The 22,463-nt window shown below is 60.7% G+C and carries 14 protein-coding genes; 8 read left to right on the forward strand and 6 right to left on the reverse strand.

What is annotated here, in order from left to right:
• Positions 1-48: 48 nt before the first annotated feature.
• Positions 49-1,392: an ABC transporter substrate-binding protein gene (locus tag ABD796_RS13020; protein WP_344908466.1), complete on the reverse strand. Its 1,344-nt coding sequence runs from the start codon at positions 1,390-1,392 to the stop codon at positions 49-51.
• A gap of 295 nt (positions 1,393-1,687) precedes the next feature.
• Here ABD796_RS13020 and ABD796_RS13025 point away from each other — a divergent pair, with 295 nt between their 5' ends.
• Positions 1,688-3,283, forward strand: coding sequence for an FAD-dependent oxidoreductase (locus ABD796_RS13025; RefSeq protein ID WP_344908469.1), 1,596 nt, complete (start codon positions 1,688-1,690; stop codon positions 3,281-3,283).
• A 340-nt stretch (positions 3,284-3,623) separates the two neighbouring features.
• The gene (locus ABD796_RS13030; protein WP_344908472.1) at positions 3,624-6,491 is read left to right on the forward strand and encodes a helix-turn-helix domain-containing protein; all 2,868 of its coding nucleotides are present in this window, start codon (positions 3,624-3,626) and stop codon (positions 6,489-6,491) included.
• A 128-nt stretch (positions 6,492-6,619) separates the two neighbouring features.
• Here the strand turns inward: ABD796_RS13030 and ABD796_RS13035 are convergent, their stop codons facing one another.
• The 3 genes from ABD796_RS13035 to ABD796_RS13045 are packed head-to-tail and all read right to left on the reverse strand — an operon-like array spanning position 6,620 to position 12,708.
• Complete coding sequence (locus ABD796_RS13035; protein WP_344908475.1) at positions 6,620-10,627, reverse strand: heparinase II/III domain-containing protein; 4,008 nt, start codon at positions 10,625-10,627, stop codon at positions 6,620-6,622.
• A 51-nt stretch (positions 10,628-10,678) separates the two neighbouring features.
• Positions 10,679-11,707 carry a Gfo/Idh/MocA family protein gene (locus ABD796_RS13040; protein ID WP_344908477.1) on the reverse strand — a complete coding sequence of 343 codons (1,029 nt, stop codon included), beginning with the start codon at positions 11,705-11,707 and terminating at the stop codon, positions 10,679-10,681.
• A complete protein-coding gene (locus ABD796_RS13045) occupies positions 11,707-12,708 on the reverse strand; it encodes a Gfo/Idh/MocA family protein (RefSeq protein ID WP_344908479.1) in 1,002 nt (333 codons plus the stop codon). The genes ABD796_RS13040 and ABD796_RS13045 overlap by 1 nt, the downstream gene beginning before the upstream one ends.
• A gap of 306 nt (positions 12,709-13,014) precedes the next feature.
• On the opposite strand from ABD796_RS13045, the gene ABD796_RS13050 reads away from it, so the two are divergent.
• Together ABD796_RS13050 and ABD796_RS13055 are read left to right on the forward strand one after the other, a co-directional pair.
• A complete protein-coding gene (locus tag ABD796_RS13050; protein WP_344908482.1) occupies positions 13,015-13,926 on the forward strand; it encodes a LysR family transcriptional regulator in 912 nt (303 codons plus the stop codon).
• Between the two features lie 5 nt (positions 13,927-13,931).
• Positions 13,932-14,711 (forward strand): MBL fold metallo-hydrolase, encoded by a 780-nt coding sequence (locus tag ABD796_RS13055; protein ID WP_344908486.1) that lies wholly within the window; start codon positions 13,932-13,934, stop codon positions 14,709-14,711.
• 33 nt (positions 14,712-14,744) lie between these two features.
• Here the strand turns inward: ABD796_RS13055 and ABD796_RS13060 are convergent, their stop codons facing one another.
• Both ABD796_RS13060 and ABD796_RS13065 read right to left on the reverse strand, forming a co-directional pair.
• A complete protein-coding gene (locus ABD796_RS13060) occupies positions 14,745-15,176 on the reverse strand; it encodes a methylglyoxal synthase (protein ID WP_344908489.1) in 432 nt (143 codons plus the stop codon).
• A 306-nt stretch (positions 15,177-15,482) separates the two neighbouring features.
• Positions 15,483-16,301 (reverse strand): carbon-nitrogen family hydrolase, encoded by an 819-nt coding sequence (locus ABD796_RS13065; RefSeq protein ID WP_344908492.1) that lies wholly within the window; start codon positions 16,299-16,301, stop codon positions 15,483-15,485.
• Between the two features lie 204 nt (positions 16,302-16,505).
• Here ABD796_RS13065 and ABD796_RS13070 point away from each other — a divergent pair, with 204 nt between their 5' ends.
• The 4 genes from ABD796_RS13070 to ABD796_RS13085 all read left to right on the forward strand — a co-directional run bounded on the left by ABD796_RS13070 (position 16,506) and on the right by ABD796_RS13085 (position 22,458).
• Positions 16,506-17,708 (forward strand): pyridoxal phosphate-dependent aminotransferase, encoded by a 1,203-nt coding sequence (locus ABD796_RS13070; protein ID WP_344908494.1) that lies wholly within the window; start codon positions 16,506-16,508, stop codon positions 17,706-17,708.
• Between the two features lie 554 nt (positions 17,709-18,262).
• A complete protein-coding gene (gene proB, locus ABD796_RS13075) occupies positions 18,263-19,369 on the forward strand; it encodes a glutamate 5-kinase (RefSeq protein ID WP_344908496.1) in 1,107 nt (368 codons plus the stop codon).
• 10 nt (positions 19,370-19,379) lie between these two features.
• On the forward strand, positions 19,380-21,131 hold the full coding sequence (locus ABD796_RS13080; RefSeq protein WP_344908498.1) for a proline--tRNA ligase: 1,752 nt from the start codon (positions 19,380-19,382) through the stop codon (positions 21,129-21,131).
• A gap of 79 nt (positions 21,132-21,210) precedes the next feature.
• Complete coding sequence (locus ABD796_RS13085) at positions 21,211-22,458, forward strand: glutamate-5-semialdehyde dehydrogenase (RefSeq protein ID WP_344908501.1); 1,248 nt, start codon at positions 21,211-21,213, stop codon at positions 22,456-22,458.
• The last annotated feature ends 5 nt before the right edge of the window (positions 22,459-22,463 follow it).

A 22,463-nucleotide genomic window follows, 5' to 3' on the forward strand; every position in this document is an offset into this window, starting at 1 on the left:
TCCCCTTCGACAATTCGTTTCCTGTCTGCCCGTCGGGAATTGTGGCCTCTATTTGTTCTTCAGTTCGGCAATTTGTTTGTTCGCCGCGTCCTCGGCGTCACGCAGCGCGGTGTTGACGTCCTTCTGACCGGCGACGACCTGGTTGAACGCATTGATCAGGGCGGCTCGGGATGCGATGTAGTATTGGTCCTTCACGTTCATCTCTCCGTAGTGAGGCGGCACGAGCGCCTTAACGTTTTTGCCCTTCAGCTGCGGAATGCCGCTGCCGAGCTGGCTGATGTAATCGACGTTTTGCAGCGGCGGCGTGGCCCCGGTCGTGACCAGTTCGCGCTGGATATCATCCGAGACGAATTGGGTAATGGCGGCAAATGCCGCTTCGCGGTTTTTGCTTGTCGAAGATATCAGATAATAGCGCGTGCTAGGCTGTGGCCCTTCGTTCGGGGCGCTCTTGAAGGAGGGAAACGGCGAGATGTCCCAATTCATGTCCATGGACCCGTTGGCCGCCCGGACGCCCGCATCGTTGACCCCGACAAAGATTGCGACATTCTTCTCCTTCTCGAACATCGTTCTGGCCGATGTCAAGCTTGTGAGATTGGTCGGCTGCGCGATGGGAACGAGCGTATAGAGCGGCAGCGTGCGATCGAACACGCGCTTCCAGTAATCGTTGGCCAGCGTCGCCTTGGTCGTCTTCGGATCGACATACTGCGGCGCGCGCTCGTTCATGTCGAGCATCGCGATAATATCCCCCGCAAAGCCGTAATACTGCACGCCCCCGTCAAACCGGGTCAGTTTCTTGGCCGTCTCCAAAATGTCTTCCCACGTCATCTTATCGTTCAAATACGGCACGCCGAACTTATCGAACAGGTCCTTGTTGTAATACACCGTGTAGGAGCTGACCCGGCTCGGCAAACCGAGCAGCTTGCCGCCGGTAATCTGCTTCATCATGTCAATCGTCACCGGAATAAATCGGTTCAAATCATACTTGTACTTGTTGACCAGATCGGTAATGTCCGAATTGAGTCCGACATCGATGACCGGCTGCACGTCCGGGGTGGAGATAATAATGTCGATCGGCGTTTTTGCGGTCACGACGTCCTTCAGGGTGGTGCTCGTTCCGGGGGCGATGAAGTTAAACTTGAAATTCGGATACTTCCGCTGTATATACTGCCCCTCGGAGCTCATAAAGCCTTCATAATTGCCGCTCAGTATCGAATACACGGTCAGCTCTGCCGCCGTATTCGGATCGAACGGCTGCGCCGCAGCGCTATCGGGCGGTTTCTGCTCCCCGGATGGCGGAGCCGTCCCCGCATCCCCCCCTTTGCCGCATGCGGACAATAGCAGTAGCGCCGCCGCCGCGACTGCACCGGACCATCTTGCCTTTCCACCATTCATGTTCGTCTAGCCCCTCTCGACAGTTGATTTGGGCGGCAGCTTGACAGCTTGCATAGTGACAGCGTTTTCACTTCCGCTGTCTCGATTATACGGACTCGTTATTTCGCCAACAAGGAACCCTCATGACCTCGCATGGTATTCTCGTTACCCATTGTTCCCCCATTGGCGCGCTTTCCGCCTTTCCGAAATACGAGGTCATCAAAGTACCATTACTGGTCATTAAGCTCGCTTATGCCCGGGGACATTCCCTTATACGATAGGGAAGAAAGACAACACCGTACACGGAGGAATCGACATGTTACGTGAAATGCAGGCCGACATCGTGATCGTCGGAGGAAGTCTGGGAGGCTGCGCCGCCGCTCTGGCCGCGGCCGGTATGGGAAAAACCGTGCTGATGACGGAAGAAACGGGATGGATCGGCGGCCAATTGACCAGCCAGGCGGTCCCCCCCGACGAAAACCGCTGGATCGAACAATTCGGCTGCACGCAGAGCTACCGCCGGTTGCGGGACGGCATTCGGAATTACTACCGTCGACACTTTCCGCTAACGCCCGAAGCGGCGGCGCAAGCTCATTTCAATCCAGGCAATGCGAAGGTCAGCCGCATCAGCCACGATCCGCGTGCCGCTCTTGCCGTATTGCAGGAAATGCTTGCCCCGCACCTGTACAGCGGCCGGGTCGGCGTGCTGCCCCACTGCCGGCCCGAGCAGGCGGAGACCGAGGGCGACCGCATCCGATCGGTAACGGTGCGGAATACGTTGACGGGAACGCGCACGGTATGCGCGGCGCCTCTCTTCCTCGACGCGACCGATTGCGGGGACCTGCTTCCCCTGAGCGGAACGGAGTACGTCACCGGCGCGGAGTCGCAGGCGGAGACGAATGAGCGCCACGCGCTGGAAGGACCGGCCGACCCGCAGGACATGCAGGCGATTACCCATTGCTTTGTGGTCGATCATATCGACGGTGAAGACCATACGATCGACAAGCCGGACCATTATTCGTTCTGGCAATCGTTCCGTCCCGATTTTTGGCCCGACCGGCTGCTCAGCTTCGCCGGAGTCCGTCCCTCCACCCTGGAGCCGGTGCGCTACGACCTGTTCCCCGGCGGATCGGGGCTGACGTTTTGGGAAGGTTTCTCGCTTATGTCCTACCGGCGTCTCGCGGATGCCGACCACTTCGCTCCGGGAACGTTTCGCGGAGACGTCACCGTCGTCAACTGGCCGCAAAACGACTATTTCCTCGGTTCGGTTATCGACGTCGGCGAAGAGGAGAAAGCCCTCCATCTGAAGGGCGCCAAGGAGCTTAGCCTGTCGCTGCTGTACTGGCTTCAGACGGAAGCCCCGCGTCCGGACGGCGCATGCGGTTACCCCGGTTTCCGTCTCCGCCGCGACGTATTCGGCACGGATGACGGACTGGCCCCTTACCCGTACATTCGGGAATCGCGGAGAATCAAAGCCGAGTTCACCGTACTGGAGCAGCACGTCAACCCGCTGGACCGGCCGGATGGACGAGCCGAAACGTTCCGCGACTCCGTCGGCATCGGACATTACGGCATCGACCTGCATCCTAGCACGGGCAACCGCCACTATATCCATCTGGCCGCCCTTCCCTTTCAAATCCCGCTCGGCAGCCTGATCCCGGCGCGGATGAACAATCTGCTTGCGGCCTGCAAAAATATCGGCACGACGCATATCTCCAACGGCTGCTACCGGCTGCATCCGGTGGAATGGAACATCGGCGAGGCAGCGGGCGCGCTGGCCGCCTTCTGCCTCGATCGGAGCGAAGCGCCGCGCGCCGTGCGGAACGATCCCGCGCTGCTCGCGGATTTTCAAAACGAGCTCATCCGCCAAGGGTTCGAGCTGGCATGGCCGGACTCCGCCCTGGGCGGATAAGCGCCGCCTCGCGGCAATCGCGGCAATCGGCCGCAGGGCAAAGCAGCCGCTCCCATGCCGGCAGCGCTTGGGGACGCTTCTTTTCGCGCGGCCCGATTGCGGCCATAAGCCTTTTTTCGGCCGACCTGCCATGCGGGTCGGCTTTTTCGCGAAATGCGCTTCTCGCCAAGCACCCGGTTCGATCGGGAGACAGGAAGAGAGTAGCGCGAATGCCGCCATCCCTGCCCCGCAGCAAGCAAAATGTGCTACTATTAGGGGGACAAACTCGACAGAAAGCGCAAACAAACGATGAGCGGGCGCCATTCCGTCCTTTTCCAGCCTATCCGAAAGGGGCTTTGCCATGAACTGCACAGCCACGTCCGCAACCGGTCTCTTATCCGCCGGACTGTATATAAACATCGCGCCGATCGCGCCCGACACGTTTCATATCCGCCTCAACCGGACGGGAACGTTCGCCGCCTGCGGGCCGCTTGCCTCGCTCGGACTAGTAGCCCCTCCTGCCGCTGACGTCCTCTGGAATTCGGCGGAGTCGGAGGAAGCAATTGAACTGAATACCGGCTTGGCCTCGCTGCGCATCGAGCGCCTATGCGGGGCTATCGGGCTTTACGACCGGAACGGCAGTCTGCTCGCCCGCCTGAGCGGGTTATCCCCCATCGATGCAGATGACTTCGAGGCGCGCTTCGATCTGACCGGCGGCGAGCTCGTTTACGGGCTGGGCGACCAATACGACACCCCGCTGATGAAGCGCGGCTGCTCCGTCACGATCGGCTTGCGCGTAGGACGCGTGCATGCGCCTGTGCCGCTGCTGCTGTCGGACGCGGGCTGGGCGCTGCTCAGCGACACGGAGATGGAGCATGAATTCGATGTCGGCCGCTCGGAGCCGGATCAGCTGCTGATCCGGGGTGCAGGAAGCGAATGGGGTTTTTATTGGATGGTCGGCGGCAATCTTGCGGAGCTGCTCGGCAAAGCCGCCGAGCTGACGGGACCGGCCGCGCTGCTGCCGAAGTGGGCGTACGGGCTTACCTTCATCTGCAACCAGCAGTCTACCGCGAGGGATTTGATCGAGGACGGCTTGAAATTCCGCCGGGAGGGCATCCCCTGCGACATGCTCGGGCTGGAGCCGAGCTGGATGGACCGGCCGTTCGATTACGAAAACCCGGTCCGTTGGAACCAGGACCGGTTTTATATTCCTCAGTGGATGCCCGAAGGCGAACACACGTTTATGGGTGCGCTGAAAACGATGGGCTTCAAGCTGAGCCTCAGCCTCCCTTTACCTGAAAAAAAACGGATCGGGGACGAAAAGCCTGCGTCCGGGGCGTTTTACGAGCTGCTGCGGCCTTTCGTGGCGCAAGGTGTCAAAGGCTTCAAGCTGTGTACCAGCCTGCCGTTTCCGCCGGAAGCCCGCGCCGCCGTCTCGGCAGATCAAGGCGAGGAATCCGTTTCCTTGACGGAAGCCGGCTCGATCAGCGGCTCGATCATGGAAGGCTTTGCGAACCAAACCGGCCGCCGGCCAATGATCTACAGCCCCGTCGGCTATACCGGGATTCAGAAATATGCCGCCATGTGGTCCGGGGGCCGCCAGCAGCCGCACCTGTCCGTGCTCAGTCTCGGCCTCTCGGGCATCCCGCACATGAGCGTGGCGATGAATTTGCATACGCCCGCCGGCATCCATTTCGGATTTTTACAGCCGTGGTCGGAGGTCAACAGCTGGGCTTATTGGCGGCACCCGCTGCTGCTGGAGAAACGGCTGCTCGACATGTTCAAGGCGTACGCGAGACTGCGCTACCGGCTGCTCCCGTATATTTATTCGGCCGCGCACGTCGCCGTCCGCACCGGTCTGCCGATCGCCCGGGCCATGCCGCTCGCATTTCCCGGAGACGCTAAAGCCGCCGCGACGCAAAACCAGTACATGTTCGGAGACGAGCTGCTCGTCGGCGTGTTTACCGAACGGGTGTATTTGCCGGAAGGCGAATGGATCAACTACTGGACCGGGGAGCGTCACCATGGCCCGACAGACCTGCACTGCGACGTGCCGGAGCCGTTCGGCGGGCCGCTGTTCGTGCGCGCCGGGGCAATTGTGCCGATGGCTCCGGATATGGAGTACGTGCACCAGCAGTCTACCGAACGACTGGAGCTTCATCTGTATCCGGGAAGGGCGAACGCCTGTACGTTGTATGAAGATGATGGCGTATCGCTGGACTATTTGCGGGGACAAACGGCGGAGACGCATATCGGCTGCCGGTACGAGAAGCAAAGCCTGCTGCTCGAGATCGCTCCGCGCAGCGGCGACTTCTACGGCATGCCCGGGGAGCGGACGTGGGAAATCGTCGTGCATATGCACAATAAGCCCGCGGCTGTCCGGGTCGACGGCGAGCTGTGGCGGGAGGTGTCAGGCTCGCGCAAGCAACCGGTGCCGGGGACGTGGTCGGTTCAGCGGAAAGCCGGAACGATCCGGCTGACGGTTCGCGAGCAGACCGCGAAACGAAGGGAGCCTCTGTGCATTACGCTGGCTTTCTCCATAGCTTCGGAAGCCCGGCTGGCGGCGAAGCCCGCGCAAGCGGCGGGAAGCAGACGGACGGTCGGCGAATGGGAGAAGGAAGTCGAGATCGGCTTGGAAACGGGAGATGCGGACAAGGCGCTGTCCGCGCTGGCGCAATGGTGGGAGGTCCGAACGACTTCCGCCGGGGCGCCGGGGGAGCTTCGTGAGCACTGGCTGTATATGAACGGCTTGTTCGTCCGCTCCGTCGAACGGAAGGGCCGGACGCTGAGCGAAGTCGCGGGGGACGAGCAGCTGCGCCTGCTTCAGCTCGAACCGGACCATGACGCCGGGCAGGCTTACGAATCACTGCGGCAGTTGGCCGCCTTGATCGTGGATTACGATAACCGCCAGGGCGGCCGGACGCATGAGACCGTCCGCCTGGCGACCGATATGATTATGCAGGAGATTGACCGGGAGCTTTCTCTGCAGGCCGTCGCCGACCGGCTGCATCTGAACTCCTCGTATTTGAGCCGCCGATTCAAGAAGGAAATCGGGATGCCGTTCTCCGACTATGTGCTGGAAAAAAAGATGGAGCTCGCCCGGGAGCTTCTGCTGGCCGGCTCGACGGTGGGCGCGGCCGCCGAGCATACCGGCTACAAGGACGCCAGCTATTTCATTCGCGTGTTTCGCAAATACTGGGGAGTCACGCCGGGCGAGATGAAGCCATGATGACCGTACCGATAGCGCACGAGCCGTGTGCGGAAATGACGAACGGCATTCGCAGCATATAGGCAAGCCCTTTAATGGAGCAAGCGCACGAGGAGCCAGTCTTTCGATTCCGGTCTTGCACAGGGCGTTCACTCCGGCGGAAACGCTGCCGTAGCCACTCCATCGATACGAAACGTATGCAGGCCCCGCCACTCGGCATGCGGGTAGGCGGTCATGGCTGAAGGTCTGGCTAGACCCGCCAAAGCGCGGGATTCGCGAGACGCGGACGAAGCGTCCGATTCCTCAATGGTAGGTACTCTGCCGACGCCGTCATCCGAACCGCCTGTATAGTCGAAACCGAGATCTTCATCGAAGCCCAGTTCGGTCCGCCCGCTTGTTGGATCCATCTGGACGGATACGACCGGAAAAGCGTGAGTCGTCCCGTCCGGATGGACGATCACCGCATATTGGCCAACAGCCGATTCCGGAACGCTCGCATCCGTAACGAGCGTCTGCCGCCCACTCTCCGCTCCGGCCGCATGGCGCACCTCCAGAATACGTCCAGCAACCGGACCGGGACTTGTCAGTTCCCGCCCGTCGGCTCTCAGGAGCGTCCCGCCGACCAGCATCAGGCTTTGTACCTTTCCGCCGACGAGCCGGACGAAGCCGGCTTTGCCGGCAAGCTCCCACGGACCGCAGCGAAGCGTCTCGCACTCATAGCGGGGAGCGCTCAAGATGATGTCGGTAACTTCCCCGTACGTAACGGCAACAACCGCTTCCTCCGCGGCTTCGTCCGCATGGAGCACCTTCACCCGGTCGATCGCCGGTACACTCCCGCCGGCGTAAGGCTCGAAGACGTGGATGAATTGGCTGAGCAGCTCGGAGCCATCCGGACTTTCGCGCCTTACGATCCATTTCGGCATATCGAAGCGGATCGCCTCGCTGTTCCGGTCCCCGTCCAGCCCGTTCAAGCGGGTAGCCCTCAAGGACGGCGCCCTGCCTGCAAAGAGCCGGTTGCTTCCCGCTCCGGCAAAGCCGTGCACCTTCAGCACCGCTTCTCCGCTGCCCCGCGAGGCTCCTCCCGGGCCGTCGCTATCCGCCGGGCCGCTTCCGTCCTGTTCGCTTCCGCTCCATCCGTTGTCCGTTTCCCCGTCCTGGCCGTCACGCGAAGTCATCGTCAGCGTATAGATGCCGTCCGGCTGTTCCGCCGTCCGCACATCCTTAACAAACGCATATGCATAATATTGCTGGTCGCTCGTTCCGCCGAAATCGGTTTCCTGCTTCGGTTCGATGATTTGCGGCGTGCCTTCCAGCAAGTACGGCCCGTATTCGGTCATCGGCACATTCGGAACAAGCAGGCAATCTCGGTTGGCATCCCCGTTCAGCGTATATTCGTGGCGTTTCCCCCCGGCCACACGAAACAGATCCAGCGTATACCCGCTGTCCGCCTCCGCCCCTTCGAAGCCGATCAGCCACAGCTCGCGCGAATAGGCCGACACCCCCTCGTAAGCGTTCTCCTGCCGCGCTCGAATCAGCTGAGCGGCTCCCGCACCGGCGAACAGTTCGATATTGCCGCCGCATCTAGCCTCTTCCGTAAGCCGGGCATCGCGGCTATCGACCGTTACCGTGTTGTGGCCGAGCGTCGATAACGTCCACTGCCGGTAAAACGTATGGGTATAGCCGATATCAGGCAGCAGTTCCCGTCCTTCGGCATACAGCGCAACATTCAACGGGTCTTTGTGGTCGTGTCCGTTATTCGGGCAAAAGGTCAAATAAAGCTGTGCCTGCCCGCGTCCGCGTCCCCGGGTCAGCTTGGCGATGCCCGCGAACGGCAGCAGCAGCGAGCCTGTGCACAGGGGGCGCTCAGCCCGCTGAAAAGCCCACGTATCGTTTACCGGCAGACAGAAGCCGTCCGGATACGACAGCATATCGGGCAGCCGCAGCATTCGGCCGATGCGGGGGATCGACGCCTCCGGGTCATACGACGCGAAGCGCGTGCCGTCCCGCGGCGAAACATAGCCCTCCGGGTCACTCCAGCCCTTCAGCCGTCGCGCCGTAGCGACAATGCCCTCGTACGTTTGACGATGATAGGACAGCGAGACTTCTTTCCAGAAGCCGTCGGACAAATACGCATTCTGCGCAAAACGAGCCAGCCTCTCGGCTCCCTCATGAACGTATCGAGGCTCGCCGAGCGCCTTGCCGAGCTGGATAAGCCCGATCCAGTTCGGATAGTCGACATTGTGCTGGAGCACCGGATACGAGAGTGCCGATTCCAGCGAAGGGCGCAGCATATCGTCCACGATCGTCCCGCGCACGTCACCCCCCCATTCGCGGCCGAGCAGCTCGAAGGCGTTCGTGCCGTCCACTTCGATAAAAGCGTCGATCAAAGGCAGCAGCCCGTGCAGATCCATCAGGCTCCAGCGGTCCCACATGCCGCCGAAATACGGATACGGCGGATGCGCCCGGCCGTCGATCGGGTGCTGCACCCACACCGAATCATTAAAGCGCACCCAGCCCGCGTACGCCTGCGCGAACCCGTACAGCACCCGGGCCGCGCCAAGCGGATCGGCCGCGGCCAGCAGAGCCGTTTCGTTCACCGCGTACCGGCGCTGCCAATGCCACAGGTGGGCCGACAAAAAATACCGCCGGCCCCGCTCATCCTCGTAATACGGATAATCGACCGGCTCTCCCTTCTTATTGCGCACGATAACCGATTTGGACTCGGGGTAGCTGTCGTTCGGATACGCCACGCGGTCTTCGTCAACCGATACGATGCTCCAGGGATTATCCGGACTCCAAGTGTAGTTGGCCGAGCGAAACCCCAGCACGGGGGCATGGGGGACGCCTGCGGCGAAAAAACCGATCCGGTCGGGGATGAGCCTCAACAGCTGCTCGACCCGCTCGGAAGGATCTTTCATGACGATTTGCCGCCGCTTTGCCGTTTCGGTTGCCCGTTGCTCCGCACAGCTTTCGCCGGCCTCGATCAGCCCGCAGCGATCGAAAGCGAAGGAGCAGAATTCGCCAAGACCTTCGTGTCCGTTTCGCAAAAACACCCGCAGATGATAAAGCCCTTCCTCCAGCGGAGCAGGGTGGGCAAATTCCAGCGCGCCGTTTCCGTCGCGGGCGGGCAAACCGCTCGGAACGATGATCGATTGCCGTCCCAGCGGGTCGACCCAGACAAGCGAAATCCGCCCTGCGTCGAGCGATCCGCCCGCAGGACCGGAGAGCCGCAGCGCTTTGGCGGTAAAGCTGCGGTACAGCAGGGCGGCGGACAACGTCGTTTCCCGAGGCATCGTTCCGGACGCGGCAGCCGACGGCAAGAAGGAAGCCGCTAGAGCGCGCCCCGCTTCCGCCGGACCGTCCGGTCCCGCGCCTCCGCCCTCCGTAGTATCAGCTGCGGACGGAGGCGCGGGCGGACGGCCGATAAAGACGCTGCCGAGCCGCCCTTCATTGGCCGCGAACAGCTCGACACGGAATATCCGCTCGTCGAGCGGGCGATGAATATCGTCCATTCGGATCGTGCCGGTACGGATCGGCACCCACGAGCTCATCGGCTCAGAAGCTTCGGGCCCGCCATATCGAACGACGTTGAACCTCCACTCGGCACCCTCCCGCCTGTCCGGATTCCCCAGCAGTTCCAGCGGAATACTTACTTCTGCCGTCCAGCTTCCATTCATGCGCTTCTCTACAAGCGGGCGGACGTCCTGCTCCCCGGCCAGGCGAACGAAGGTTTGTTTTTGGTCCCGCCGCTCCGTCCGGGTCCAGTTGTTGTAGCCGATTTGGTACCGGTGCGCACCGGCCGTTATCTCCACATCCACCGTATAAAACATATCCCGGTCCTCGGGCAGGGAGATCAGCACAAACACCGTCTCTGTCTCCGTTTCCGGCAATATATCGCCGCCCGGTCCGCTCTCCAGCATCAAGTGCAGCCGATCCCCAGCCAAGGCCGCACGGACTAGGGTATCCCTTGCCGCAGGCTCGTTGTGAAACGCCGTCACGAATCCCGTCAGCTCCGCCGATCCTTCCCAGTCCGGTCCGATCGCCAAGCCGGCTTCGGGCCGGCAAATAGACGGGTAACGCATAATCGCCCACTTGTCCGGAAACAGCCTCACCTCCGCCGATCCGGCTTCTCCCTCGCTCCCTGTTCCCTGCTTCATCCGACCCATCCTCCCGTCTCCGCCGCGCCCCGCCGTTGCAGGCGTCAACGTTTACCGACCGTCGCTTTCGCCGAAGCGGTCCGGCGCCACCGCGCGCCCTTCGGCGGCAGACGCATAAGCCGCCTCCATCAGCTGCGTCAACGCCAAGCCTTGCTCCGCCGTAATCGACGGCTTTTTACTGTACAGAACGTAATCAGCCCATTGGTCGAGCGGCGACGACAATCCCGGCGGCAGCTTGTCCGGCCGCACCCAACCGGCATGGGACGCGGCGGGCAGCAGATCGCTGCGCAGCATCGTCTCATTGCCGATGAGCAGACAGCCCTTCGTTCCGTATACTTCCAGAAGAGCCGGACAATAGCGGCTCGCAAAGCCCGCCTCGACGACCGCCAATACTCCTTTCGGATAAAGCAGCGTGACGACGGCGTTGTCCTCGACCTCACGCTCGGTGACGTAGCCGAATTGGGCGGAGACGGTTTCCGGCATGCCCAATAATTCGTGGACGATCCCCATCGGATGGCACCCCAGATCGATCAGAGCGCCGCCGCCGCATTCGGTTTTATCGAAAAAATGCGCCGGCAGCCAGCCGTCCGGCGCGCCTTCCCGAGGCAGCGCCCCGTCGTGGGCGAGCCGGGCGCGCACCAGCGTAACCTCCCCCAGCAAACCTTCGTCGATCACCGACTTGGCGTACACCGTTCTGCTGTCGCCCAGCCTCGGCAGCGAGACGATCAGCTTCACTCCGCTTCGCTCCACAGCCTCCAAAATCCGCTTGGCGTCCGCCGTTCGCAGAGCCAACACCTTTTCCGTAAAAATATGCTTCCCCGCCTCGGCAGCGGCTAAGATGATTTCCGGATGCAGAAGGGAAGGGGCGTTGACGACGACCGCATCGATATCGGGATTCGCCAGGACATCCTCCAGCTTGTCGACAAACGGAACGTCAAGCTGCTTCGCCATTTCCCGGCCGCGCTCGGCGGATTCGTCCCACACCGCAGCGACGGCGCAATCGCTGCGCTCGCTCAGCTGCCGGGCGTACCCTCTGGCGTGCACATGCCAAAAGCTCAACACAGCTGTTCTAAGCACCATCACGCCTCCCTCCTCGCCGCGCCGGTTTCCGGCGCCGAAACATGATATCCCGCGGACGCATAGATCTCTTCGGTGAAGCGGACGACCTTCAGCGCATATTCGCCGGGTACAACCACCTCGTGCTTGCCCCTGATCGCGTCGACGAAGCTTCGGTCCGGGTCCGTAACGGCTTCGGGCAACGCCGGCTCGATCGGCTCTTGCCCATTCAGATGAAGGGTGACGCTGCCGTTGTCGTAAAAGATGCCTCCCCGCTCTCCGATAAAAGCGTAAGCTTCCTTCAGCTTGGACAGCGGCGCCAGACCGATCACATTCATGCTGCCGACCGCCCCTTCGGCGAATCGGATCGCGGTCAGCGTATCGACCTCGACGGGGGCGCCGTGGCATTCCAGTTGAACGGATAGCTGCGTCGGCGTCAGCCCCGTCGTCCAAAGCAGGACGTCGATAATATGACTGCCGGAATCCATCAGCATACCTCCCCCGGACAGCTCGGGCCGCTGTCTCCACGTCCCTTCCTGCGCTCGTTTCCAATCCTGATGCAGCGCTGCCGTCACCGATGTAAGCTTGCCGATGACCCCATCGGCAATCGCCGAGCGGATATACATGAACGGCGGCAAAAAGTGGCGCTGAAACGACACTTGCAGCACTTTGCCGTGCCCAGCCGCACAGGCGATCAGCTCCTCCGCCTCCTTCGAGGAACAGGTCATCGGCTTCTCGATCAGCACGTGCATGCCCGCCTCAAGCGATTGCCGGGCATGCCGGAAGTGCATCGTATGCGGCGAGCAGATCAGAACCGCATCCAGCTCGCCGTTTTTCAGCATGTCGGCATAATCGTCGTATTCCTCCGCTCCGTTCAACGAGAACTTTTGTTTGAGCGCCTGTCTGCCCCCTTGAACCGGATCGGCCAGCGCGGCGATGTGTACCCCGTCGAGACGGGACAGCCGCAGAGCGTGACCATGCGCGATATTGCCGCAGCCGATAAAGCCTATGCGCAACGTTTTCATACCTTTTCCCCCTTCGTTTCGTTTCGATCATGATGCCCATTATACAAACCCGATCGGGGGCGGACAATGCACTCTGATGCTCTCCGTCAGTACTTTCATGACCCTCGGGAAAAAAGCAAATTGAAGGCGGCGGAACCGTCACCAGAGTACCAATCGGCCGAATCGCGCAAAAAAACGCCGATAACCCTTTATAGGAAGAACGAACTTCGTATATGATGAATACGAGAGAATCAAAAAACGCGATTGCCATTCGCCTGCCGGCACCCGTCCCGGGATGGCCGGCCGAATCAGGAGGAACATACCGGAATGGAATTCAGGCAGCTTCAATACGCCATCCAAATCGCCGCAGACAAAAACTTTTCACGAGCTGCGGAAAAACTGCATATCGCGCAGCCTTCGTTGAGCCAGCAGTTGTCCAAGCTGGAAAAAGAGCTGGGCGTCCTGCTGTTTCACCGCAATACGAATTCCGTCGAGCTGACGCACGCCGGCTCTTTATTTGTGGACAAAGCCCAGAAGATCGTCGATATGCTCGGCGAAATCCGCCAGGAGATGGACGATATATCCCAACTGCGCAAGGGTAGGCTCATTATCGGCAGCATGCCGATTACGGGAGCGCATATGCTGCCGCTCGTTCTCCCCGTATTCCGGGAGAGATACCCGGAAATCGAGATTTTGCTGGTCGAGGAAACGTCCGCCAATTTGTCGCAGCTGACGATCGAAGGGCGCACCGACCTTAGCGTGCTGTCGATGCCATTGCAGGAGCAATCGCTGGAATACGAGCTGCTCGTCGAGGAAGAAATCTTGCTTGCCGTCCCGCCCCTCCACCCCGCAGCCTCGGCCGCCGGCGAGGGGACAGTCGATCTTGCCCGGTTCCGCGACGAGCCGTTCATCGTATTGAAGAAGGGGCAAGGCTTGCGCCAGACCGCGATCGATTTTTGTCTGGACGCCGGCTTCTCGCCGCACATCGTCTTCGAAAGCAGCAATATCGAGACGGTGCAGTCGCTTGTGGCGGCCGGAATGGGCGTCGCTTTCGTGCCCGCTATGGTAGAGCGCGGCAAATGGAGCGAGGCGGCGCCGGTTTACTTGTCCGTCAGCAGCAGGCCGACCCGCACGCTCGTTATCGCACGGCGCCGAGGCCGGTACGTGTCCAAGGCTGCCGAAGCGTTTATCGCCACTATGCTCGAGTTGATCGGGGGAAACAACCAAAAAGGAGGCTAGCGACCGTGGATCAGCTGATCTTTCTCGGAACGGGAGATTCGATGGGCGTACCGCGCGTATACTGTACGTGTCCGGTATGCCAGGAAGCGAGAAGCGGCGGACGCAACCGCAGGCTCCGTTCGTCGGCCCTGCTGCGCACCGCGGAAGGGGAGCTGCTGCTCGACTGCGGACCGGACTGGGTCGAACAGATGGAGGGGCTCGGGCAGCGTACGCTGACGCGCGTTCTCGTGACGCACCCGCATCACGACCATATCGCCGGACTGCCGGAATGGTTCGATGCATGCCGCTGGACGCGCAGCCGCGGCACGGTGTTCGCTCCGGGCATCGTATTCGAGACGATCCGCCGGCAATATCCGTGGCTGGAGAAGAAGCTCGCTTTCGTGCCGAACGATGGAGGAATGGAGTTCGGAGGCTGGCAGATTACGCCGTGGGAAGTGTGTCATGGCAAGAACGGGTATTCGTTCGCTTACCGGTTTGTCAAAAACGGTTATGCGTGGGCGTACTGCCCCGACGCGATTCATTTGACGGAAAAACAAAAAAAGCCGCTTCACGGCTTGAACATGCTGGTGCTTGGCACGAATTTTTACAAGGAAGAGGCCCGGGTCGAATCGCGCTCCGTCTATGACATGAAGGAAGCGCTCGAGCTGCTGGCGGAAGCAAAGCCGCAGCGTGTCTATTTCACGCATATGTCTCACGGTGTCGACATCGATGCAGGCTACCCGCTGCCCGAGCATGTGACGCTGGCCAGCCGCGAGCTGACCGTTTCGCTTCGGACGGGGGAATAATCTCTCCGCCTGCTGCCGAACGAGGGCGCGCGGTTAGCCCTCCGTGCCGCTTCGGCGCTCCATGCGGTAACGGTGCACGACGTTTCTCCAAGCGAGGTCATGGCGCTCCAACGACTTGACCAGCAGCTCGGCAGTCGCCAGGTTGGTCGCGACAGGGACGCATTGCACGTCGCACAGACGCAGCAGTGCGGTTACGTCAGGCTCGTGGGCGAGGGCGACGAGCGGATCGCGCAGGAATATGACCGCATCGATCTCGTTTTGGGCGACGAGCGCTCCGATTTGTTGATCTCCGCCAAGTGGGCCTGATTTCAGCTTGATGACGCTCAGCTTCGCCTCCTCGGCGATTTTTTGCCCCGTCGAGCCAGTGGCGAACAAAGTATGCTGTGTGAACACTTGATCATAGGCGATTACGAGGTTGACCAGCTCTTCTTTTTTCACGTCATGGGCAATCAAAGCGATGTTCATGGTTACCCTCTCCCTTTTGTTTGTGTTAGAAATCATTACGTCCCTTTAGGTTATGAATGAATTTTACAACAGCTTCTTGGATAAAGCAATACTTAATGTTAGATTATATAACGCGAAGCTGAATTTTTTTTCTGAACGCCATTCTTGCGTTAGATTATATAACGCGTATATAACGTAAAGTAGCCGCCCCCGACAGGAGACAGCCACTCTTATATTATACTATATACCTCTACATCGGGCAGGTCCGATTTTGTCTAAAGTTTGACGTTTTCGGCGAATCGGGCGGATTGTTGTCGTTTACGCGCGTTATTCGCCTCCGTACAACTCCGGCCTGCGGTCCGCAAACACCGGAATAGTCGAGCGTACCTTATCCACGACGGACAAATCGATCTCCGCCGCAATGACCCGCTCCGCCTCGTCTCCCTCGGCCAAAATCTCGCCCCAAGGATCGATAATCAGCGAATGACCGAAAAACGAAGTCGTTCCGCTAGTCCCGACGCGATTGCAGGCAATGACGTACATCTGGTTCTCGATCGCCCGGGCCGTAAGCAGCGTCCGCCAGTGATGCAGCCGCGGGTGCGGCCATTCCGCCGGGACGATCAGCAGCTTCGCGCCGCCGAGCGCGAGCTTGCGCGTCAGCTCCGGAAAGCGAATGTCGTAGCAGATCATCATGCCGGCCGGTACGCCGTCCACTTTCAGACTGCCAAGCCGGTCGCCGGCGTGCAAATATTTCTCCTCGTCCATCAGCCGAAACAGATGGATTTTCGAATATTCCCCGGCTACGTTTCCTTCGCGGTCGATGGCGAACGCCGTATTGCGTACGCGGTCGCCGTTCAGCTCGGCCACCGAGCCGGCGACGACGTTGACTTTATGGTTGCGGCAAAATTCGGACACGAAACGAATCGTCCGCTCCCCTTGCGGATCGGCTATCGTATGGATGCGGTCCAGAGCATAACCCGTATTCCACATTTCCGGCAAAACGATCAGATCCGGCTTGCGCTCGGCGCCTACACACTCCTCCAGCAGTTCGGACAGCTTGGCGAAATTGATGTCAGGCTCCCCGATCGCGACGTCCATCTGCACGACGGCTACCTGTAGCCTATGCGTTTGTTGATCGGATGACATGGCGGCTTTCACTCCGTTTACGTATGATTGCTTCTATCATAGACGATCGCCGCATCCTAAGCAACGGACAGCGCAAGCGGGAATCGCAGGCGGAACGGACTACGCGAGGGATATGCCCGGAAAAAAGGACATGGAAAAGTTCGGCGCGGGCAGGTATAATCAAGTATATCGATACTTAAAGTCTACTATTCGGAGTGAAATACGATGAATTTACCCATACAACCGACTTCCGCATTCCCTGTCGAAGCCGCAGAGCGGCTGCAGCGGCTGCCGACCCAATTTTTCGCTTCGCTTGTCAGCAAGGTGAACCGGCAAATCGCGCAAGGCCACGATGTCATCAATCTTGGGCAAGGCAATCCCGATCAGCCGACGCCTGCGCATATCGTCTCCGCCCTTCAGGAGGCGGCGCCCAATCCGGCCTATCATAAATATTCTCCGTTCAGCGGATACGCTTTTCTGAAAGAAGCGATCGCCAAGCGGTATCAGGAAGATTACGGCGTCACGCTCGATCCCGAGAAGGAAGTCGCCATTCTGTTCGGCGGCAAGACAGGTCTCGTGGAAATCAGCCAATGCCTGCTCAATCCCGGAGACGTCTGCCTCGTCCCCGATCCCGGCTACCCGGACTACTGGTCCGGCGTCGAACTGGCGGGCGGCCGAATGGCGCTTATGCCGCTACTGGCGGACAACGCCTTTCTTCCCGACTATTCGCGTCTTTCGCCGGACGATGTGAACAAAGCCAAGCTGATGTTCATCAACTACCCGAATAACCCGACCGCCGCGTGCGCCCCGGCGTCGTTCTATGACGACACGATCCGCTTTGCCGCCAAGAACGGCATCGTAGTGGCTAGCGATTTTGCCTACGGCGCCATCGGCTTTGACGGCCGACGTCCGGTCAGCTTCCTGGAGCGCCCGGGCGCCAAGGAAGTCGGCGTCGAATTTTACACGCTGTCCAAAACGTACAATATGGCCGGCTGGCGGGTGGGCTTTGCGCTCGGCAACGTGGAGGTCGTGCGCCTGATCAATCTCATTCAGGACCATTACTACGTAAGCCTGTTTGGCGGTATTCAGGCGGCAGCGGCGCTCGCCTTGACCGGTCCGCAGGAATGCGTCCAGCAATTGAACGCGGTGTACGAAAGCCGCCGCAACGCCTTGTTCGGCGCGCTCTCCTCTATCGGCTGGGAGGCGCAGCCGTCGGCCGGCTCCTTCTTCGCCTGGCTGCCGGTGCCCAAACGTTACGGCTCCGCCGAGTTCGCCGATCTGCTGCTGAATGAAGCCCATGTGATGGTCGCTCCCGGCATCGGTTTTGGCAAGCACGGGGAAGGCTTCGTGCGCATCGGCCTGCTCTCTTCCGAGGAGCGTTTGGAGGAGGCGGTCCGGCGGATCGGCGCCCTCCGCTTGTTCGGCTAATCGGCTTTACAAAAGATAATCGCAATGGTATTCTAGTACAAAGCCAATTCTTGAACGGTATTCGCGTCAGGACGGCTGTCCCTTGCCTAGCAAGGAAACGGCGTCTTTCCGAATGCACAGCGGCAGCTCTACTTTGTACCCGTACGAAGGCACAGGCCATTCGTTTTACTTATCCGTACGAACCGGAACATTCGGCTACCGGAATAAGGATGCATGACGCCTATACGGTACTAGGCAGCAGCCGTATCGAATATAACGTAATGACGGGACCAGTAGGAACAGTCCGCGCGCCCAGAGAGTAAATTCCACCGGCTGCGAGAATTTACCGCGACGACTTTGCCGAAACCCACCCCCGAACGGTCAACGACGAGTTGAACAGCCCCCTGCTGTTACCAGGGAATCGAGATGGCGGCGCGCTGTTTATTTAGGGAGCGCACGTCAATTAAGGTGGTACCGCGGAAGCCGGACTTTCGTCCTTATTAGGATGAAAGTCTTTTTGTTTTTTCCGGGCTTCTCGGACGCGCCATTATGCTAAAACAAGGTGGGGAACAATCATGCACCAGCGCATTGTGGTCAAAATCGGCAGCAGCTCGCTCACGTCGGACGAGGGCGGACTGAACCGCGCCAAGATCGATTATTTCGCGGCAGAGCTTTCCCGGCTGCAGGATGAAGGATACAGCGTAGCTCTCGTGACGTCAGGCGCCGTCGCTGCCGGGTTTCGCAAGATCGGCTACGTCAGACGGCCCAAGGCGCTGCACGAGAAGCAAGCTTCCGCAGCGGTCGGGCAGGCGCTGCTGATGCAAAGCTATAATGAAGCTTTTGCACAATACGGTCATGCGGTGGCGCAAATTTTGCTCACCCGCTCCGACTTCCGGAGCCGCGGCCGCAATCATAACGCCCTGATGACGCTGCAGGAGCTGATCAGCCGCGGCATCATTCCGATCATCAACGAGAACGACACCGTAGCCGTCGACGAGCTGAAGTTCAGCGAGAACGATACGCTGTCGGCGCTCGTCGCCAATCTGCTGAAAGCCGACCGGCTCGTCATTATGACCGACACCGACGGCTTGTATACCGACGATCCGCGCAAAAACAGCTCCGCCCGGCGCATCGACCGCGTGGAGGAGATTAGCGAGGACATTTACCGTATCGCCGGCGGCTCGGGCTCGTCGGTGGGCACCGGCGGCATGCGCTCCAAGATCGATGCGGCGCGCATCGCCACGAGCGGCGGCGTGCCCGTATTCATCGGCCGCGCCACGGAGCCCGAGGACATCCTCGAAGCCGTTCGCGGCACGGGCAAAGGAACCTATTTCGACACGAGCGCGCACACGCTGTCTACGAAAAAGCAATGGATTGGCTTCCACTCCGACGCGCAGGGCAAGGTGCTCGTCGATGCCGGCGCGGAGCACGCGCTAGTCGACGGCGGGAGAAGTCTCCTGCCCGCAGGCGTGACGGATGTCGTCGGCGAGTTTCATCCCGGCGACGTGGTCGAAGTGGCGGACGCCGACGGACGGACGCTCGGACGCGGCGTCGTCAACTACGCCTCCTGGCAGTTGAAAGCCGTCGCCGGCTTGTCGACAGACGAAGTACGCAAGCGCGTGGACGTATCCCGCATCGAGGTCGTGCATCGCGATGAATGGATCGTCTTCGCGGGAAGGTGAGGGCAGATAAATGAAACTGAGACATACGCTTGTGCCGACGCTGCGCAACGACCCGTCCGACGCCGAAACGAACAGCCACCGCTTCCTAATCCGGGCCGGTCTGATTCGTTCGCTCGCCTCCGGGGTGTACTCGTATTTGCCGCTCGGTCTTCGCGTTCTGCGCAACATCGAGCGCATCGTCAGGGAAGAAATGGAGAAAGCGGGCGCCGTCGAGGTGCTCCTCCCCTCCCTTCATCCTGCGGAACTGTGGCAGGAAAGCGGACGCTGGGACTTGTACGGCGATGAGCTGATGAGGCTCAAGGACCGGCACGGCCGGTCGTTCGCCCTCGGCGCGACGCACGAGGAGGCCATCACGGCTCTTGTCCGCGACGAAGTGAAGTCTTATAAGAAGCTGCCGCTTACGCTGTTCCAGATTCAGACCAAATTCCGCGACGAACGGCGCCCGCGCTACGGCCTGCTGCGCGGGCGGGAATTCGTGATGAAGGATGCCTATTCGTTTGATGCCACGCCGGAAGGTCTCGACCGGAGCTACGCGGTCATGTACGAAGCGTACTCCGCCATATTCCGCCGTTGCGGGCTGACGTTCCGGTCCGTCGAAGCCGATTCCGGCTCGATCGGAGGTACGGATACGCATGAATTCATGGCTTTGGCAGACATCGGCGAAGATACGATCGTCCATTGCGAAAGCTGCGGCTACGCCGCCAACATCGAGCTGGCGGAATCGGCGGGAAGAGCCGCCGATGCGGATTTGCCGGAACCGGGGCTGGCGGCGGCATTGACGGATGCTGCGTCCGCGACCATGCCCGGGCAGCCGCAGACCGCCGATACGCCGGACGTCCGGACGATCACGCAGCTCACCCGGTTTCTCGGCGTAGAAGCGCGCGAGATCATCAAATCGCTGGCTCTGCTCGCCGACGGCCGCCCGTACGTCGTCCTCGTCCGGGGCGACCGCGAGTTGAACGAGACGAAGGTCAAGCGGCTGCTTGGCGCTTCCGTCGTCGAGATGATGAGCGAGGCCGACATTGCCGGCTTGCTCGGTTCCGTGCCCGGCTTTATCGGGCCGGTCGATCTGGACCCCAAAGTCGGGATCGTCGCCGACGAGGAAGTACGCGGCATGCCGACCGCAGTAGTCGGAGCGAACGCCGTCGACCGCCATTTGACCGGTGTCGTCCCCGAACGACATTTTCCGGTCGGCCGGTACGGCGATCTGCGTATGGCATCGCCTGGGGACGCCTGTAAACGTTGCGGAGAGCCGCTGCAATTCGCCAAAGGCATCGAGGTCGGCCACGTCTTCAAGCTGGGCACGAAGTACAGCGAGGCGCTCCGGGCTACCTTTCTCGACGAACACGGCCGCTCCTTGCCATATATAATGGGATGTTACGGCATAGGCGTTTCCCGCCTGCTGTCGGCCATCGTCGAGCAGCATCACGACGAAGCCGGCATCGTCTGGCCCGCCGCCGTCGCACCGTACGGCGTACATCTGATCGTCATCCAGACGAAGGATGCCGCACAGGCCGAGCTGGCGGAGCGGCTGTACCGGGAGCTCCGCAACGCCGGCTGCGAGGTGCTCCTTGACGATCGTGACGAGCGGCCCGGCGCCAAATTCGCCGATGCCGACCTGCTCGGTCTGCCGCTCCGGGTCACGATCGGCAAACGGGCCGCCGACGGCATCGTCGAGTGCAAGCCACGAAGCGCGGCGGAACCGTTCGAGCTGGAAGCCGATAAGCTTCCGGGCTATGCGGCCGCTCTGACCGGACACTGAGCGGGCTGTAGAACTCGCCGCCCGTTACCCGAACATACCCGAACGAACGCCATAAACGAAACCGAAGGAGGCTTTTCCAATGAGTGAAGTACGCGACAAAGCGTCTAGAGCGAAACAGGCCACCCGCCTGATGAACGGGCTGACGACGGAACAGAAGAACGAGGCGCTCGCTTTGATGGCCGATGCGCTTATTGCCGAAAGTGCGGTAATTCTGGAAGCGAACGCGAAAGATTTGGAACGCGGCCGGCGCGACGGAACGAGTGAATCGCTGCTGGACCGGCTCGCTTTGAACCCGAAGCGCATCGCCGGTATCGCCGAAGGCTTGCGGCAAATTATCGATTTGCCCGATCCGACTGGACTGCTTCTGGACGACACGACGCGACCGAACGGCTTGAACATCCGTAAAATCAGCGTCCCGCTCGGCGTCGTCGCCATCGTCTACGAGGCTCGGCCGAACGTCACCGTCGACGCGGCCGGACTGTGCCTGAAGAGCGGCAACGCCGTCGTGCTGCGCGGAGGCTCTGCGGCGCTCGAATCGAACAAGGCGATCATCGCCGTCATGCATGACGCGCTCTCCCGCTCCGCGGTTCCGGCGGAGAGCCTGCAACTGATCGAAAGCTCCGACCGCGCTTCGGTCGACGAGCTGCTCAAGCTGAACGGCCTGCTGGACGTCATCATTCCTCGCGGCGGCCGCTCGCTGATCCAGAATGTGCTGAAAAACGCCACCGTGCCGGTTATCGAGACGGGAGAAGGCATCTGCCATACGTATTTGGACGATGAAGCCGATCCCGCCATCGCCGATCCGATTGTCATCAACGCCAAGGTGCAGCGCCCGTCCGTCTGCAACTCGCTGGAGACGCTGCTCGTGCACGAGCGATACGCCGCCCGGCATCTGGCGGAGCTGGCCGGAAAGCTGAAGGAGCTTGGCGTCGAGCTGCGAGGCTGCGCCAAAAGCAGGACGCTCGTTCCCTGGATGGGCGAAGCGACCGAAGAGGACTGGCGCACCGAGTACGGCGAACTGATTCTGTCCGTCAAAACCGTCAGCGGTTTGGACGAGGCGCTGGACCATATCCGCGAGTACGGCACGTTCCATTCGGAATGCATCGTCACCGAGCACGCAGGACGGGCCGCGCAGTTTCTGCGCGACGTCGACGCGGCCGCCGTCTACCATAACGCGTCGACCCGTTTCACCGACGGCTTCGAATTCGGCTACGGCGCCGAGATCGGCATCAGTACGCAAAAGCTGCATGCTCGCGGACCGATGGGACTGCCTGCGCTGACCTCGACCAAATTCATCGTGCAAGGGAACGGCCAAATACGCGGGTAACCGCC

Origin of the sequence: Paenibacillus hodogayensis (genome assembly GCF_039536325.1) — a bacterium.
Lineage (GTDB): Bacteria > Bacillota > Bacilli > Paenibacillales > NBRC-103111 > Paenibacillus_AB > Paenibacillus_AB hodogayensis.

Bases quoted from the DNA above. Each gene is read 5' to 3' on its own strand.
- ABD796_RS13020 (WP_344908466.1), bottom strand. From the start codon at position 1,392: ATGAATGGTGGAAAGGCAAGATGGTCCGGTGCAGTCGCGGCGGCGGCG.
- ABD796_RS13025 (WP_344908469.1), top strand. From the start codon at position 1,688: ATGTTACGTGAAATGCAGGCCGACATCGTGATCGTCGGAGGAAGTCTG.
- ABD796_RS13030 (WP_344908472.1), top strand. From the start codon at position 3,624: ATGAACTGCACAGCCACGTCCGCAACCGGTCTCTTATCCGCCGGACTG.
- ABD796_RS13035 (WP_344908475.1), bottom strand. From the start codon at position 10,627: ATGAAGCAGGGAACAGGGAGCGAGGGAGAAGCCGGATCGGCGGAGGTG.
- ABD796_RS13040 (WP_344908477.1), bottom strand. From the start codon at position 11,707: ATGGTGCTTAGAACAGCTGTGTTGAGCTTTTGGCATGTGCACGCCAGA.
- ABD796_RS13045 (WP_344908479.1), bottom strand. From the start codon at position 12,708: ATGAAAACGTTGCGCATAGGCTTTATCGGCTGCGGCAATATCGCGCAT.
- ABD796_RS13050 (WP_344908482.1), top strand. From the start codon at position 13,015: ATGGAATTCAGGCAGCTTCAATACGCCATCCAAATCGCCGCAGACAAA.
- ABD796_RS13060 (WP_344908489.1), bottom strand. From the start codon at position 15,176: ATGAACATCGCTTTGATTGCCCATGACGTGAAAAAAGAAGAGCTGGTC.
- ABD796_RS13065 (WP_344908492.1), bottom strand. From the start codon at position 16,301: ATGTCATCCGATCAACAAACGCATAGGCTACAGGTAGCCGTCGTGCAG.
- ABD796_RS13070 (WP_344908494.1), top strand. From the start codon at position 16,506: ATGAATTTACCCATACAACCGACTTCCGCATTCCCTGTCGAAGCCGCA.
- proB (WP_344908496.1), top strand. From the start codon at position 18,263: ATGCACCAGCGCATTGTGGTCAAAATCGGCAGCAGCTCGCTCACGTCG.
- ABD796_RS13080 (WP_344908498.1), top strand. From the start codon at position 19,380: ATGAAACTGAGACATACGCTTGTGCCGACGCTGCGCAACGACCCGTCC.
- ABD796_RS13085 (WP_344908501.1), top strand. From the start codon at position 21,211: ATGAGTGAAGTACGCGACAAAGCGTCTAGAGCGAAACAGGCCACCCGC.